This is a genomic window from Cupriavidus sp. SIMBA_020, from assembly GCF_046535395.1.
Classification (GTDB): domain Bacteria; phylum Pseudomonadota; class Gammaproteobacteria; order Burkholderiales; family Burkholderiaceae; genus Cupriavidus; species Cupriavidus campinensis.
Genome location: NZ_JAWRWU010000444.1, coordinates 1 through 277, shown reverse-complemented (window position 1 = coordinate 277; position 277 = coordinate 1). Strand labels below are relative to the sequence as shown.

The 277-nt window shown below is 66.1% G+C and carries 1 pseudogene; it reads left to right on the top strand.

From position 1 onward, the window contains the following. Positions 1-82: 82 nt before the first annotated feature. Positions 83-277: pseudogene (locus SB751_RS29970) on the top strand (formylmethanofuran dehydrogenase); the annotation flags it as partial.

Below are 277 nucleotides of genomic sequence, written 5' to 3'. Positions count from 1 at the left end.
ACATTAGCGGTGCACGATTCGATCCGCGCGAGCGTCGTTGCACTATCGCGGCCATCGGCATGGAGCTTGCTAAAACGAAGCCATGCACCTTCCACCGACCGATCCGTCGAACACGAGCCCCTCGGGCGCGGCCAACGTGCCCGCCTTGTCGACCACGCGCGACTGGACCTGTCCGTTCTGCCCGCTGCTGTGCGACGACCTGGTCGTCAATACACACGACGACGCCACGCTCAGCGTGCCGGACACCGATTGCCCGCGGCTCGCCGACGCGCTCACG